The organism is Psychrobacter sp. Ps2 (assembly GCF_022129405.1).
Classification (GTDB): domain Bacteria; phylum Pseudomonadota; class Gammaproteobacteria; order Pseudomonadales; family Moraxellaceae; genus Psychrobacter.
In genome coordinates this window covers 132,502-148,271 of the sequence record NZ_JADQAM010000061.1, presented here as the reverse complement: position 1 = coordinate 148,271, position 15,770 = coordinate 132,502, and the positions used below count along the sequence as shown (strand labels likewise).

Here is a 15,770-nt window from a genome sequence, read left to right as displayed (position 1 = left end):
ATTCACCAAGCAGTGCTGTCAATATACAGCGACACAGTTTAACACAGACCACAGTCGTCAAGCACGAGCTAGTGATAGCTACCGACCATTTTTTACTGATTATTTGCCATCAGCTAAATGATTTAGGAGCGACTCATGCTACTGGGCATAATCATTAGTAGTGGGGGCAGCTGCTAGACTTTTAAAGGGTCAACATTTGAAATTAAACATTAAGACTGCACAGTGACCATCTGTGCCGATTGCTCTGCCTGCTGTGCGCGTAGCCAATCATTCAATAATTGGGTTTGTTTACGGACGATCGCAAGCTTAATATGATCAGGGTTCTGTATCAGCTCTTGTATTTTTTTCTTCATATTGCGCTCAAGCAGCTGGCTGACTAGCTCTTCGATTAGGCCATCAAGCCCCAGAATATTACGTGCGGTTAGCGCTTTATAGAAGCCGCCCCAATTACGGCTAAGCATGTCTTGGGTCGCAGGCTTTACGTTTGATAAGATAAAATGCGCCGCTGCATTGACATCTTTTGGTAGGTAATTAAGACAGCGCTTGATAGTACTTACGATATCTAGCAGAGCAGCATCTTGCAAGTCTTCCCACGCAAGAGGACGCAGCGTATCAGGCGATGCTTTTTGTTTGATATGAGCAGGTAGGTGTAAGCCATTAATCCCTGACTGTTGCCAAATCGACTCAATAGGGTCATCGATTAACGCGCGCGGCTGAAACAAAAAGCACAGCTGCAATTGCTGACTGATGGTCATATCACCATCAAAATCTAGCAGCGCATCTTTGGCCTCGACATTCTGACTGCGCCTGCCGCCAAGCTTTTGATAAACGTCATTGTTGAGCAAATAGCGAAAGCTACTGCCTTTGGGTAACGCAGTCGTCAGCGAGCGTACTTGAGACATAAGCTTGGCTTTGCCTTCAGCCAGACTCATGTCATAACGCTCACTCAAGTATGCAAAAATATACTGTGATAGCGGCATGGCATTAGCGATTTGCTCACGCATGGCATCGCTGCCCTGACTCTTAATAAAAGTATCAGGATCATGATTGTTAGGCAGGGTTAAAAACCGCAACTCTTTATCATCGGCCAATACAGGCAGCGCAACTTCAAGTGTACGCCAAGCCGCTTTTTGGCCTGCGCTATCTCCATCAAAGCTCAAAGTAAGCGTTGGATTGAGTGTCAGTAGACGTGATATTTGGCTTTCATTAATCGCTGTACCCATCGAGGCGATTGCCCCATAGATACCTGCTTGATAAAGGGCTATAACATCCATATAGCCCTCGACGACCAACCAACTGTCTGCGCGCTGCTGACGTGATTCATAATAGCCGTATAGTACATGCTGCTTATGAAAGACGGGCGAGTCTGAGGAGTTAATATATTTAGGTTTTACTTCGTCATCGAGCGCCCGACCACCAAAGCCAATGGTGCGGCCTTGATTATCACGAATTGGGAAGATGACTCGGTCGCGCAATAGATCGTAGTCGCGGCCAGACTCTGATTGACGTACCAATCCTAAGGCTTTTAGACCATCAATATCCTGCGGAAATTGATGCTCAAGATGCTGCCAACCAAATGGCGCATAGCCAAGACCAAAGGTCTCAAAGATATCTTCTGTAATACCGCGCGATAAAAAGTAGTGTTTGGCATGGGGATGCGTGGTCAGATTGTGCTGATAGAACTGCTGGATTTGCTCTAGCAGCTCATACAGGTTGCCATCTTTATCATCGCTTTGCTCAATGTTATGAGCATCATGCATACCAGCGCTAGTATCGGTATCTGTCAGCCATGCTGGCGGATAGCCACTGTCATCTGAATGGTTTGGTGAATACGGCTCTGAGGAATACGAGTCTATCGAATAGGGCGCTGAATCATAAGCGTCTAACGGTGGGAAATTCTCATAGCCCTGATTGTCATCATAACTGGGCTGATCGATGTAATTTTGGTCGCTTTGGGCGACATTGTTTTGATGACTGTCTTGATAAATCTCTTGACGATTATTTTGATGGTTGTTGGCTTGATTTGTACCATCTTGCTTTGCTTTGCTATGTTCTACAGTTGGGCTAGGCACATTGTGCACAGGCGGCGGTGCAATAGGTTTGGGTGCGCGACGTTGATAACTAACGTTTTGCTGTTCTTCTTTCGGTACTTCAATGCCTGTTTGCTTTGATAGTTCATTAACAGCTTCAATAAATGTCAAATTTTCATAATCACGCAAAAAACTGATGGCATTGCCACCGACGCTACAGCCAAAGCAGTGATAGATGTTTTTTTGTGGATTAACATAAAAGGAAGGCGATTTTTCACCGTGAAAAGGGCAGCAGCCTTTATATTCACTACCAGCGCGTTTAAGCGTGGTGTGTTTGCCAATGATACTGATCAGGTCAGCTTGGCTATTTAATTGTTCAAGAATATGGTTAGGAATGCTCATACAAAAAACAGTTTACCATAGGTCGATTATGTTGGGGCAGAGGTAATAAGATACTGCTAGAAAAATAAGGCCAACATAATGTTGGCCTTATTATCAATGAATACAGACTGTGTTAGTTAGGCTAAAAGACTTAACGTAATCAATTATTATCCATATCACTCACACTGTCGTCATTTAACGTAGTGCGACGTGTTGGATTGGTATTTAGGGGATCGACGTTGGCTTCTCGTGCAGTCGAGCCAGTACTTGATTGGCTGGTCACGCGCTCAGCTGATGCTTCAGGCAGACCTAAGCCTACGCTAATACCATTACGCGCAGCAGCATTATTGGCGACTGGAGTATTGGCAGGCGTCGTGTTAGTCCCTGCTAGTCTCAACTGGGCTGCATTACGAATCATTTGTGTCTTGGTGGCGCCGTTATACTCGCCAGACGCGACTGATTTGTCAGTCGTGTTCGAACGACCAAGCTTGCCAAAGGTGATCTTGTTGAGCCAAGTACGGTCACGTTTGGTACTCAATTTCACACTACCATTACTGGTTAGCATTTCTGGGTAGTTGATCTGCAACAGCGTTTTGTATTCATTGGCCAAATCGGTTAGACCCAGTTTTTCATGGCTATAGGCTAGTACCGCAAGAGCATCTGGGGTTGATTCACTTAGCGGGTAATACTGGAATACCCATTTGGCACGGTTGACCGCTGCTACATAAGCTTCACGCTCGATATACCAGTTGGCTGCGCTCATTTCGCTCTCAGCAAACTGATTGTAAATGAACGTCATACGCTGAGCGGCATCTGGTGCATACGGGCTGTTTGGATATTTATTGATAAGCTCTTGGAAGTTGGCAAAGGCAATACGCAAATACGCAGTATCACGCTCAGCTTGGTTCAGCTTAAAGAGCTTTAGGCTCTCAGATGAACCTTCCATATTGGCAACGCCGCGCACATAGTAGGCGTAGCTGACTTGTGGGTTAGATGGGTAGAGACGGATAAACTGCTCAGCACTTGCTGCTGCCATTTCATACTTGTCGCCTTCGTATTGTGCATACATCATGTCCAGCAAGGCTTGCTCAGCGTACTGTCCGGTTGGGTAGAATGTGCGCAGATTGGTCAGCTCTTCGATACCTTGGATATAGTGACCTTTGTCAATCTGATTGACGGCCTCGTTATAATACCCTTGCTCTGATTTTTCAGCTGTTTCTACTGCCTCGCCATCTTTGGCGCCAGTTAGATTTTTGAAAGTCTGGCAACCCACTAGGTTGACGCTAAGCGCCAGTAGGGTTATTGAGGACAGTTTGATAAACGTATTGCCAACAGCTTGCATACTTCTTCTCCGACACAAGACGCATAATAGCAGCGGCGCTATCATGCTATATAAAAGGTTAGTGATAAAAAACGATGCTAAATAGTCAGCGATCCACCAGCAAAAATTTTTTATCGAATGCAGTTTTTTTTATGACGTATTGTACTGATAGATTGGGTCTGATACATAGCGCTTTTATAGTAAGCCAGTCATAGACCACATGCATTCAACCATAATCAAACGGTTTAAATGGCAAACATGATCAACAAAACTCAATGCTATTTTCAAACTGTATCTAAGTACGGCATTCGCATACAGTGCCATAGCATACAGCAAAACATGGCTATACTTTATAGAATAACATTTGCTACGTCTATTTTTTCGCCATCTATATTGTATAGGCAGTTTAACATGAGCGGCTGTCACGAGCGATATCGAATGTCGCTAGCATGAGTAAATATACAGTAAATTACAGCAATGTCATGTTCTAGAGAGTTAAGCGAGGCATCTTACAGCCCAAAGGTATGCTCAAAAATTAACAGATAGCATGCAGCTTCTATAGGGCTTATGCGTGCGACATGATACACTAGAGCGGTATTGTCTTCGCTTTTTTTGTACCTTAAAGGTGGTTATCTACTATTTATAGGCAAGAAACGATAATCAAAAAACGACAATTTTTTATACTGCTATTTATAATACTATCTTCGAAGTCACCTTACAAAACACTGTTAGGGACTTTGCCATGTATCAATCCGCTATGAATAATGATGCCATGACTACCAATTTATCACCGAATCAATCGCTAGATACTGATTCATCAGCACAAGAGTCACCAATGCCAAATGATGTTTTGAACAATAATGAGCTACCTGATAATCAACCAATGATGAGTGATCAAGTGCATGATGATGCGCTTGATAATGAAGAGTTGCTCATCGATGATGGTAATGATCTGAACGATAGCGACATTGATGATAATGATATTGATGACAGCGACATGGACGGTGACGACGATGAAGCCCCAGTAGCGGGTCAAGCTGTACCAGTGATTGTAGATATGACGCATGTGGTCACAGAAGATCAAGCTGGTCTGCGTATTGATAAGGTCGCCTCACAAGCGTTTTCAGACTTTTCGCGTGTACAACTTCAGAACTGGATTACTGACGGCAGTCTGCTCTATAACGGCAGTGTTCAAAAACCGAAAGTCCGTGTCAAAGCAGATGACGTATTGCATCTATCAACGACGTTACAGCAGCATGGTGAAGACCAACCAGAAAACATAGATATCGATGTTGTCTATGAAGATGATGACGTATTGGTAATCAATAAACCTGTCGGTATGGTGGTTCATCCAGGCGCGGGTAATCAAAACGGCACCTTGGTCAATGCATTGCTATATCATTATCCTCAGCAGCATCATTTACCGCGTGCAGGTCTCGTACACCGTATTGATAAAGACACCTCTGGATTGCTATTGATTGGCAAAACCAAACCTGCTCAGATGGCACTGATGGAACAACTAAAAGACAAGTCTGTTTATCGTCACTATAAGTGTGTGGTGGCAGGGGACCAAGCAAGTTTATCTCGTCATCGTCGTATCGATGCGCCGATTGGTCGACATCGCAATCAGCGTACTAAAATGACGGTGATGACCGCTGGTCGCGAAGCGGTAACGCATCTGCTAAATGTCACACCATTGAACGAAAATTACTGTCTACTAGATGTCGGACTTGAGACCGGACGTACGCATCAAATTCGTGTGCATCTAAGTCATATTACTTATCCATTAGTCGGTGACCGTGTCTATGGTGGCCGTCGTCAGTTGCGCTCTGGGTTGACAGAAGCCCAGCGTCAAGCTATCAATAATTTCCCGCGCCAAGCATTGCACGCCTATACGTTAGGATTTGTACATCCGACGACAGGTGAAGACATTGAAGTCACGACGCCACTACCTGAAGACATGCAAAAACTCATGGCAGTACTAAGCGACGGTTATTATGAAGAGTAAACGCTAACGTTTACTAGATGAGAGGTGAGAGCGAGCAGCCATGACGAACACGTTCCCGATGACAATGATTGCGCAAATTGATAATGTGGCTGTTTTTCAGACGGCTGCTTTTGTGCATGATGATATTGATGATTCTGCTGCTAAAAACCAGCGTACAGGGTATGAGGGTCAGTCAAATTACGGCGAGCTAAATCTAGGTCTGCATGTCAATGATAATGCACTGCAAGTATTAGATAACCGCATGAGTCTATTGGCTGCTATCAATGAGCAACTGACAGATAAGTCTGCACAAAATGAGCAGCATGAGGCTATTAATCGCTTACATTGGGTCAGTCAGGTTCATGGTAAACATATTCATGATGTCGATGCTACTACACTGAATATGGCGCCACTGTCTGCTGATGCGATGGTCAGTCAACAAAATGGTCGCGGTCTGGCAATCATGACGGCAGATTGTGTGCCTATCGTGTTATATCAACCTACCAGTGGCAAAATCGCAGCGATTCATGCAGGCTGGCAAGGATTGGCCTGCGGTGTGATACAAGAAACTGTTAATCGCTTTACCGATTCAGGCCCTATACAAGCTTGGATAGGCGTTTGTATCAGTCAGGAAAATTATGAAGTAAATACAGACGTTCGCGATAAGCTATTGGCTGGGTGTATAGCCAATCAGACGTTGCCAGAGACGCATATCGATAACTTTGTGTCTCTATTTTCCATATCGTCTTATGATGACAAGATAAAGTTGGATTTACCCAAGCTTGCTGCCATGCAGTTAGAAGCTGCTGGTGCTACAGTTGTGAATGATTTACCTGTTGACTGTAGTTACGCAGATACTCACTATTACTCGTATCGCCGCCAGACTCATATGCAGCAACCTGCAACGGGTCGGATGGCGCTGGTCATCGTCCGTCGCTAGCAGCTTTATAGTCAGCGAACTACTAAACCGCTACGGTGTTACCCTCCCTAGATGTACTAGTTGTACAATCTACGGTCGGCTGCCTTGTAGCTGTTTTAGATTTCTTTGGCTATATAATAATGAGTAGTGGCAAGGAAGTGATAAACAACAAAAAACAGCAGATTATTCTGCTGTTTTTTATTTGAGTGCTACATTCGTATTAACATAAGGTCTGTATTAATACAAAATCTGTATTAACAAACGGAGTCGCTAGATTTTGGCACTGATAGGCCAAATAGAGGACGTAAATATAGTGCCAAGAACGTACCTGCCATTGCCAGTATGCCCCAGATATAACCATGTAAGCTAAAAGAGGCGATACCACCAAAGTAAGCGCCGATATTACAACCGAACGCTAGACGGGCGCCATATCCCATCATCAATCCGCCGATGACTGATGCTGCAAAGTTACCGGCAGTAATCTTAGTAAACTTAAACAAACCACCCGCAGCAGAGGCGATAAACGCGCCAATAATAATGCCGATATTTAATACAGTGGTTGAGTCAGCAAATATAGAGGCTTCAAGCGCTGCTGCATTAGCGCCTTGCCAATAGCCCCAGCTAGCCACATCCATGCCAAAGCCGCTTGCAATTTTAGAGCCCCACAATGTAAATGCTGACGTAATGCCCCACGGTTGACCACGTGTAAGTAATGTCAGACCGTTAAGTAAAGCCAGAACGATTGCGGCAGCAAAAAGCGGCCAAGAACCACGAAAGATTCGTTTCCAACCAGACTCAGAAGGTACGGGCGCCATCTTTGGTGCGTTTCTTTTTTTCTCAACGACTAACGTCACCCATGCGATAATGCCGAATATGGCCAGCGACACCAGCCATGCCCCTGTATAACCAAGACCTGTAGAGGTTGCCAAAGAGAAAGGCGCGTAAGCGGGCATATCTTCTGTCCAGAATGGCAAGTGATAAGCACCAATCGTGGCACCCACTATGAAGAAAATAAAGGTGATGAACATAACAGAGCGTCCACCGCCTACCGCATAGAGCGTACCAGAAGCACAGCCGCCGCCCAATTGCATGCCGATACCAAATACAAATGCGCCTACAACTAGACTGACCCCTAATGGCGCGACATAACCTGCGACAGGACCGCCAAATAGCGTCGTGCCATAAGCAAGGATTGGCGCAAACAGCGTGACAGCAACCGCCAACATTAGCATGTGAGAGCGCATCGCTTGACCGTTGCCCACTGCCATCATACGTCTAAAAGCAGAGGTAAAGCCAAAGCGGGCATGAAAAAGGGTATAGCCTAACAAAAGACCTATGCCAAGTAGCAATGATTGAGAGATATGTTGAGTGGCCAATAGATACGCGAGCACCATCAATCCTACGATGCCACCACCCATAATTAAGGGTTTTTGCGGTGCGTTTAGGGCCAGATCATCTCTAACGATAGGGTCTTTTGTGTCATTTACAGGTTGAACGAGAGTAGTCAAGGTAATAGCTTCCTTATCCGATGATGTTATCAGATATCATTTTTATAAGAATTTATATGAGTATAGTTACGCAGGTTTGCAGGATTGGAAACTGTATTTCTGTTAATTCGATTGATTTGATTAAGCAGTAAGAAGCGTTACAGCATAATCCTATTGTCATTAATGTAAATACGAAGTGGTTAGAAAAAGTAGAATTAGTATATGATGATATGGAATAAATAAACCGCTGTGTATATGACCTGATATCAATAGTTGTCTATAGTACTGATAATTATAGGTTTATTAGGTATCAGGAATTTGTTTGTGTCATATTATCAGTTAATGCGACTGACCCATTTATATAAAATATATTAAAAGTATATGTGCTCTGATTAGTCAGACTTTAATAAATAACTTAAAAACAAAAATACGTCTGATACAATGGACTTGAATTCAATGAATTTCATCGCATATATACTGGTATGTATATGCTGCCGTATAGAGACTATGTAATTAAAGACTATGCAGTTATAGACAGTGCAATTAAAGACTATGCGATTGCTCTATCATTATTGATGTTTTTACCAGTTAAATTGACTCAAAGAAACGTTGCTCGGCTCGATTCTATTGTATCGCCTGAAAGCTTAAGAGCTTGAGCTATCGATAAGCATTTATCGTGAAAGTGAGGCCACTAACTATCGATTGTGGCTAAGTATCCAATATTTTGTAAGTTTATATTCAACCAATTATTTATTATTAGAGTACGTATGAATACACCTGCTAAATCGTCTAACACCTCTACATCTACTGATAACGCGCCTAATGTTTCAATCGCCGTTATTTTCCATAGTAATTATGGTCATACCAAGCGTGTCGCTGAGGCGATAGTACAAGGTGCGCATCAGCAATTGCCAGAAGCGCAAGCCAAGGCTGTCGATGTGTATGATGTTGATTGGGACTACTTAGATCAGGCAGATTTGCTGGTTTTTGGTAGTGCGGTGTATATGGGCAGTGTGACGGCTGAGTTTAAGACCTTTATGGATGAGACATCCAAGCGTTGGTATCATCGTAAATGGGAAGGTAAATGGGCAGCAGCGTTTGCCAATTCGGGCGGCCTGAGCGGTGATAAACTTGCTGTATTGCAGCAGATTTCTCTATATGCGATGCAACATGGTATGAATTGGATTGGTCTGCCATTGATGCCGACAGGTCATGAGGCTCACGACTTAAACCGTCTGTCTAGCTTTTTGGGTTTGATGACTCAGTCGCTTGATGGCCCACCTGAAGAGACACCAGGTTCGGGCGATATTGATACTGCTATTTGGTTTGGTGATCATCTAGCCAAAACGATTATTAAGCATCAACCAGCTGATGCTAAGCTATAAAAACAGCTAGAACCGACAGAGCGATCGAATAAAAAAGCAGACATTATTGATGTCTGCTTTTTTTTGCGCCAATTTTTATTGAGCGGTAAGTTCTATTAAGTGCTAGGATTTTTATGGAGTAACAAGCTTAATAGGGGCGGGCTTCACGGGGATAGGACTGTCAACGAATTGAAACGATTGACAACCTCCTAACAACATCGTTGCCACTAGCAAATAGGTAAAGGCAAATGACTTCATAGTAATATCTCAAAAACGATTTTAGCCCAACGATATGTCACGATTACTTATCATTAGAAGTCACAACAGTGAAGAGTCAGGCTTATTTGCAGACATTATATATAAAAATCAGCTGCTGATAGCAGTTTAAAGGCGATATATGTATTCGGTACTGTTTTTACGCAGGCTATCTCGCTGTTTATAGTATGGCTTATCTAACGCTCAGCTTTATTATTCACTATGTATAAAATTAGAAATATTTATAAAAACAGTGTCTGGTTTTGAGTGGCTGAGTAATGAATAAAATCTACAAACCGTATAGATATTCCCTTAGATTTAAGTTATTCACCAATTATTTGCCAACTGTTCGATAGTATCTATAGGCATTTTAACGGGTTGTGTTATAAATAAGAATAGTGATAATATGTTGAAAGCTGACCAAATAGTCAAGTATCCTATAGTACGAGTTTTCTAACAAAATTGTTCGATGCTTGCTGATATTTGCAACCGATTTACCTGATATAAAAAGTGCGCTGTGCTGATTTTTTTATCTCTTAAGAATGTATTAGCAAATAAAACAGAATAACCGTACTTAAAAAGTTGCAGCATGATGTAAACCAAGTGCTTACGTTCAGCATTTAAACCATCAAACTCCTTAAGCCTTATGCTTATCTTCATTATTTTATTTTAGCCGAGTCTTGCTATGATTAGTTTTTACTTAAATGGGAAACGCCACGAGCTAACCCAGCTTAACCCTAATACGACGGTGCTTGAGTATCTACGATTGCATGAAGGCCAGACGGATACGAAGGAAGGCTGTGGTAGTGGTGATTGCGGTGCCTGTACTGTGATGGTTCAGCGCCTGCCTAACGCTAGCCAGCCAGCGCTTAATGATGAAAATGGCGACGAAAAAAATGCTACGCCACCGTTCTATACGATCAACTCCTGCATTACGCTAGTGTCGCTCATGGATGGTCATCATCTGATGACGGCTTCTTATTTGGCAGATAATCCTGAGCATCATCCAGAACGTGCTCTGCTGCATCCAGCGCAGCAAGCGATGGTTGAATGTCACGGGTCGCAGTGCGGTTTTTGCACGCCTGGGTTTGTGATGTCGCTGGCTTGTGTTTACGAAAACAATCGTATGCAGACAAGTCAAGAAGCAGCAAGTCAGAAGGATACCAAGCAATTAAGTTACGATGAAGTGGTTGCTTCAATATCTGGCAACCTATGTCGCTGTACAGGCTATCGACCGATTATCGAGGCAGGCCTATTGATGAGCGATATCGGTCAGCAGAGAGAGGCGGAGCATTCAGCGGTGAAAGACTTGACTATCAGTCTAGCCACAGACGCGATGCGTAGTACAAAAGAATCAGCAGTATCTGGAAACGTGCCAGCTGAACAAAAAAATCAAGAACCACATGGTATTGCCCCTGCAATCAGTGATGCTGGGCGACAGTTATATATGCCCAAGTCACTAGATGAACTCAATCAAGTATTAGCGGCCTATCCGCAGGCTACGATTTGGGCAGGCGGTACGGACTTGGGATTGAGCGTAACTCAGCACTTAGTCGATCACGAGGTCATTATCCAGCTTTCAGCTGTTGAGGCACTAAAATCATGGTCATTATTTGACGCAAAGTCTGACTCAAGCAATGAAGAATCGGATAACGAGCAAAGTTCTAGTCAAACACTAGTACTGGGCGCTGGCATGAGCTATCAGCAGATGTTGCCTGTGCTTGAGCAGTATTTTCCAAGCTTTGCGCAAGTATTTGAGCGTATTGCCTCTCCGCAAATCCGTAATATGGGCACCATCGGCGGCAATATAGCCAACGCTTCTCCAATTGGTGATTTACCACCGATTTTATTGGCGTTAGATGCGTCAATTCAGCTGCGTTATTGCGCGCCTAATCGTAAAGAATCAGGTGAAAATTTAGATAATAGCGATTCGATTTATACGGATGAGATCATACCTTTATCAGAATTTTTCTTAGATTATAAAAAGACCAAACTGCAAGCAGGCAGTTACGTAGTCGCTATCCATATTCCTCTGATGCATGACAATCAGCACTTATTTATTCATAAAATTAGCAAACGTTATGAGGATGATATTTCTGCTTGTTTACTAGCGGCGCGAATCGATGTATCAACAGATGGCATGACGATAGAGAATGCAAAGCTTGGGCTTGGTGGCATGGCTGCCATACCGTTATTAGCCACAACCTGTCAGCAAGCGCTCGTTGGGCAAGCGGCTGAAGTTGCGAGTTTTGAGCAAGCAGCACAAGTCTTGTCTGCAGACGTTACGCCTATGACCGATGTCAGAGCCAGCCGTGAATATCGCTCACATGTGGTACAGCGTCTACTGGTGAAGTGCGGTAAGCAATTGGTAGCAGGTAGACAGACTGAGACTGCTTAATTAGCAGAGTTGTAAATTGCTAATACCGCCTTATCGTTATATTTGCCAAGAATAAAAGCGTCCTAATAAAAGAGATCCGCCATGAGCCATCATTCGTCCTTATTTGACAGTTATAGTATCCGCCGCGTGCGTCCGCCAAAAAACAAAATTGGTACCTCGGCTAAGCATGATAGTGCGATTAGCCATGTCATGGGGACGGCGACTTATGTGGATGATATTGCAAAACCGCAAGGCACGCTACATCTGGCAGTAGGTAAAAGTAGCCACGCTCACGCACGTGTATTGAGTATGGATTTGAGCGCTGTTAGAGATGCGGATGGGGTGGTAGATGTCTTAAGTTTTAAAGATTTGCCTGCGCAGACGGATATCGGTGCGGTGTTCGACGGTGAGCCACTGATGGTGGATGACATCACAGAGTATGTGGGTCAGACGCTATTTGTGGTGGTGGCGACCAGCCATCGCGCTGCCAAAAAAGCTGCGACCAAGGCAGTGGTTGAATATGAGCCATTGCCAGCGGTACTGAGTATTGATAAAGCGTTAGAGCAAGAGTTATTTGTGCGTCCGAGTCATTTTATGAAGCGTGGTGACGCGGCGACTGCACTTGAGAATTCACCGATTCGCATTGAAGGTCATATTCATATGCGCGGGCAAGAACACTTTTATCTCGAAGGCCAAGTGTCTTATGTCGTGCCTTGTGACGATGGCGGGCTAGAAGTGTACACGTCGTCACAGCATCCAAGCGAAGTACAGCAGCTGGTCGCCGAAGTGACAGATCTGCCATTTCATGCGGTAAACACAGTCGTGCGCCGTATGGGTGGCGGGTTTGGTGGTAAAGAAACGCAAGCCGCTGCATGGGCATGTCTGTGCGGTATCGTGGTTAAGCGTCATAACGTCCCTGTCAGTATGCGTCTAGATCGCCAAGATGATATGGTTGTGACAGGTAAGCGCCATGAGTTTGCCAACCGTTACGAAGTTGGTTTAGACGAGTCTGGTCGTATATTGGGCGTGGACATGCAACTGGCTGGTTTGTGTGGCTATGCGCCAGATTTGTCTGATGCTATTGTCGATAGAGCGATGTTTCATTGTGATAATGCTTATTATTATCCAGCTGCTCATGTAGCAGGTCATCGCTGTAAGACACATACGGTATCTAATACTGCCTATCGAGGGTTTGGTGGTCCGCAAGGTCTGATGACTGCTGAGTATATGATGGACCATATTGCCTATACGCTAGGGCAAGATCCGCTACAAGTGCGCCTAGCAAACTTATATCAAGATGGTCAAAGTACCCATTACGGTCAAACCATTGAGCATTTCGATTTGGCGACCATCATGACCAAGTTGGCAGACGATTGCGACTATGACAATCGTCGTCAACAAATCCTAGAAGCCAATCAAAAAGCTGCGGCTGAAGGCAGTGATAAACGCTTAGGACTTGCGTTGACGCCAGTAAAATTCGGTATTTCATTTACAGTACAGACGCTCAATCAGGCAGGCGCATTGGTACATATTTATACTGATGGCAGTATCCATCTCAATCATGGTGGTACGGAGATGGGGCAGGGTTTATATATAAAAATTGCCCAGATTGTCGCCAATGAATTTGACGTTGATCTGGACACGGTCAAAGTATCAGCGACACGTACGGATAAAGTGCCTAACACTTCACCAACCGCCGCGTCATCAGGGACAGATATTAATGGTAAGGCAGCACAGAACGCTTGTCTAAGCATTAAAGCGCGCATCATTGAATTTGCGGCTGAGTATTTCGAAGTAGCGCAAGAAGACATACGTTTTGAAAAGAATCATGTCTATATCAGCGATAAAGAAACGCTGACTTTTGCCGAGATGATTCAACTGTCGTACCAGAACCGTATCAGTCTGTCGTCTACTGGCTACTACAAAACACCGAAGATATTTTATGATCGCTCTAAAGCATGGGGACGTCCGTTCTTTTACTTTGCCTTAGGCGCTGCCTGCGCTGAGGTTGAGATTGATACGTTGACAGGTGAGTACAAAGTACTACGCTGTGATGTGCTGCATGATGCAGGACAATCGATCAACCCTGCCATTGACATTGGTCAGATTGAAGGGGGTTTTGTGCAAGGTATGGGCTGGCTCACGGCAGAAGAGCTGATCTGGAATGATAAAGGTAAGCTCGCATCTGATAGTCCTGCTAATTATAAAATCCCAACCGCGCATGACTTGCCTAAGCAGTGGAATGTCAAATTGTACGATCGCAAAAACGAAGAACAAACGATTTATAACTCTAAAGCCGTTGGCGAGCCGCCGTTTATGTTGGCAGCCAGTGTTTGGTGTGCCCTCAATAATGCGGTCGCGAGCCTTGGTGATTATAAAAAGAATCCAGAGCTGACCATGCCTGCGACGCCAGAAGCGGTCTTAAAAGCAGTGATGCGCATGCAAGGCACGTCGTGGGATTTAACAACTAAAGCAGATACAGATACGGTTGATAGTTTAGTAAAAGGCGCAGAAGAGAACAGTGACCTTTACAATGAAAAAGCAATGCCACAAGACGTACGTCATGCCAAAGACATCGATCCAAAAGAAGTTAAAGGGAAACAAACTGATGACCAGCCTAATGCGATAGAGCATCCAAATGTAGCAGGGGCAAGAGGTCCTGCACACAGTGAATGAGTCGCTAGCACCGCCAGTCGTCTGGTATGAAGGTCTAGCGCGATATCAGCAGCGCGGCATCGCTCATGTGTTAGCGACAGTCGTGGCTGTAAATGGATCTGCTCCTCGAGCGCTACAGGCAAAGATGATCGTCGCGCAAGATGGCATCGTAGACACATTGGGCGGCGGCGGTCTAGAACATGACGTTATCAATACTGCACGGCAGCTATTAAATGGTGAAATAGCAGCAACGGTATCAAAAGAAGTAAAACCAAAAGTCGCTGAAACTGACGGTGAAAGCGCATCAGTACCTTCTAAAGGGGTACGCCGTGATGCTGTCTATACTAAGCACTACCCGCTAGGTGCGAAATTGGCACAGTGTTGCGGCGGTAGCGTCACCGTTATGTTCGAATGCTTCAATGTAACGCCGCCGATGTCAGTACTAGTGTTTGGTGCAGGGCATGTAGCATCAGCGCTAATGACCATCCTCGCTGAGCTACCTTGTCAGGTAGATTGGGTGGACAGTCGCCCAGAGATGTTTAAGCGTTACTTAGTTGATGAATCTACTACTAATCAATCCAAAATTTATAACTTACCAGCGCATATCCGTCCGCATATCGATGATGAGCCTGTAGATTTTGTACGCCCATTTATCGAACAGGGTGGTCAGCGTTTTATTCTGGTTATGACGCATGATCATAGTGTTGATTTTGAGTTAGTACGGGCGGCATTAGATACTATTTCTGACATGAGTGCATCACGTGATAAATGCTCAGATACTTTGACACCTTACATAGGTTGCATTGCCTCGGCAACCAAAGCCAAGCGTTTTAGAGATCGTTTGATGCAGCGTGGCTACAGTGAGCAACTGGTCAATCAGTTGGTCATGCCAATTGGATTGCAAATTGGCGGAAAAGAGCCGATGGCGGTGGCGATTTCTATCGTGGCACAGCTCCTACAGAAGTATCATCAGGCTACTCCTTGAACGGCTCAC

9 protein-coding genes are annotated in these 15,770 nt (G+C 44.4%); 6 read left to right on the top strand and 3 right to left on the bottom strand.

Annotated features, from left to right (window positions below):
• Window positions 1-209 precede the first annotated feature (209 nt).
• Together I3254_RS12305 and I3254_RS12300 are read right to left on the bottom strand one after the other, a co-directional pair.
• Window positions 210-2,432, bottom strand: a complete 2,223-nt coding sequence (locus tag I3254_RS12305) for a CHC2 zinc finger domain-containing protein (protein WP_238053057.1) — start codon at window positions 2,430-2,432, stop codon at window positions 210-212.
• Window positions 2,433-2,571: 139 nt separating this feature from the next.
• Window positions 2,572-3,753, bottom strand: coding sequence for an outer membrane protein assembly factor BamD (locus I3254_RS12300; protein ID WP_057759574.1), 1,182 nt, complete (start codon window positions 3,751-3,753; stop codon window positions 2,572-2,574).
• Between the two features lie 751 nt (window positions 3,754-4,504).
• Here I3254_RS12300 and I3254_RS12295 point away from each other — a divergent pair.
• Both I3254_RS12295 and I3254_RS12290 read left to right on the top strand, forming a co-directional pair.
• Window positions 4,505-5,740, top strand: a complete 1,236-nt coding sequence (locus tag I3254_RS12295; RefSeq protein WP_238053309.1) for an RluA family pseudouridine synthase — start codon at window positions 4,505-4,507, stop codon at window positions 5,738-5,740.
• A gap of 40 nt (window positions 5,741-5,780) precedes the next feature.
• The gene (locus tag I3254_RS12290; protein WP_238053056.1) at window positions 5,781-6,659 is read left to right on the top strand and encodes a polyphenol oxidase family protein; all 879 of its coding nucleotides are present in this window, start codon (window positions 5,781-5,783) and stop codon (window positions 6,657-6,659) included.
• A 233-nt stretch (window positions 6,660-6,892) separates the two neighbouring features.
• On the opposite strand, the gene I3254_RS12285 is transcribed toward I3254_RS12290, so the two are convergent.
• The gene (locus I3254_RS12285; RefSeq protein ID WP_238053055.1) at window positions 6,893-8,146 is read right to left on the bottom strand and encodes a YeeE/YedE family protein; all 1,254 of its coding nucleotides are present in this window, start codon (window positions 8,144-8,146) and stop codon (window positions 6,893-6,895) included.
• A 746-nt stretch (window positions 8,147-8,892) separates the two neighbouring features.
• Between I3254_RS12285 and I3254_RS12280 the strand changes: the two genes are divergently transcribed.
• The 4 genes from I3254_RS12280 to I3254_RS12265 all read left to right on the top strand — a co-directional run bounded on the left by I3254_RS12280 (window position 8,893) and on the right by I3254_RS12265 (window position 15,761).
• Entirely contained in the window at window positions 8,893-9,510 is a 618-nt protein-coding gene (locus I3254_RS12280) for a flavodoxin family protein (protein WP_102092149.1), read from the top strand.
• A 919-nt stretch (window positions 9,511-10,429) separates the two neighbouring features.
• A complete protein-coding gene (locus I3254_RS12275) occupies window positions 10,430-12,142 on the top strand; it encodes an FAD binding domain-containing protein (RefSeq protein WP_238053054.1) in 1,713 nt (570 codons plus the stop codon).
• Window positions 12,143-12,223: 81 nt separating this feature from the next.
• A complete protein-coding gene (xdhB, locus tag I3254_RS12270) occupies window positions 12,224-14,797 on the top strand; it encodes a xanthine dehydrogenase molybdopterin binding subunit (RefSeq protein WP_238053053.1) in 2,574 nt (857 codons plus the stop codon).
• Window positions 14,790-15,761: an XdhC family protein gene (locus I3254_RS12265; RefSeq protein WP_238053052.1), complete on the top strand. Its 972-nt coding sequence runs from the start codon at window positions 14,790-14,792 to the stop codon at window positions 15,759-15,761. The genes xdhB and I3254_RS12265 overlap by 8 nt, the downstream gene beginning before the upstream one ends.
• Window positions 15,762-15,770 lie beyond the last annotated feature (9 nt).

What these genes read in the sequence shown, in the direction of transcription:
- I3254_RS12305 (WP_238053057.1), bottom strand. Translation starts at nt 2,432, where the DNA reads ATGAGCATTCCTAACCATATTCTTGAACAATTAAATAGCCAAGCTGAC.
- I3254_RS12300 (WP_057759574.1), bottom strand. Translation starts at nt 3,753, where the DNA reads ATGCAAGCTGTTGGCAATACGTTTATCAAACTGTCCTCAATAACCCTA.
- I3254_RS12295 (WP_238053309.1), top strand. Translation starts at nt 4,505, where the DNA reads ATGACTACCAATTTATCACCGAATCAATCGCTAGATACTGATTCATCA.
- I3254_RS12290 (WP_238053056.1), top strand. Translation starts at nt 5,781, where the DNA reads ATGACGAACACGTTCCCGATGACAATGATTGCGCAAATTGATAATGTG.
- I3254_RS12280 (WP_102092149.1), top strand. Translation starts at nt 8,893, where the DNA reads ATGAATACACCTGCTAAATCGTCTAACACCTCTACATCTACTGATAAC.
- I3254_RS12275 (WP_238053054.1), top strand. Translation starts at nt 10,430, where the DNA reads ATGATTAGTTTTTACTTAAATGGGAAACGCCACGAGCTAACCCAGCTT.
- xdhB (WP_238053053.1), top strand. Translation starts at nt 12,224, where the DNA reads ATGAGCCATCATTCGTCCTTATTTGACAGTTATAGTATCCGCCGCGTG.